Below are 529 nucleotides of genomic sequence, written 5' to 3' on the forward strand. Positions count from 1 at the left end.
CCTTAAATCATGTGCAATAATTTGAAAGAATTTGGTTTTACTGACATTCATTGCAACTTGCTGCTCATATAACTCCTTAAGTTCGGCATTTTCCATACGCAAATACAGAATATTAAGAAAACTTATTGCAAGCTCTTTCACACTGTCAATCGCATCTCGATCAAAAGCATCCTGTTGCTCATCAAACAAAATCAACTGACCAATCGACTTTGCATCCTCTTTTAAGTCTATTGCGACCATTCGATGATGCACAAAGCCCAAATCGGAGAGAGATTGCGACATTTTTTTATAATTTGGATGTTGTACATCTATAAAGAAATGGTCATCAAAATAAACTGAAAAATTGCTTTCAGCGGGTCGATGAACAGCGTTAAAGGAATTTTGAGCAACATACCAAATATAAGGCTCATCTATAAATGTTAAAATCGCTGTTCTTGCTCGCAAAATTTTTCTTGCAAACTTAAGGAAGCTTTGAATTTTGTTATCTTGAGTATTTACACCCAATAATAAAGATAAGTGACAAGCACTT

Annotated in this window: 1 pseudogene; it reads right to left on the reverse strand. The window is 34.4% G+C overall.

Annotated features, from left to right (window positions below):
* Positions 1-529: pseudogene (locus B4F08_RS15565) on the reverse strand (sensor histidine kinase); the annotation flags it as partial.

It is taken from the genome of Acinetobacter sp. UBA6720 (assembly GCF_002454215.1).
In the GTDB taxonomy this organism is placed as follows: Bacteria; Pseudomonadota; Gammaproteobacteria; order Pseudomonadales; family Moraxellaceae; genus Acinetobacter.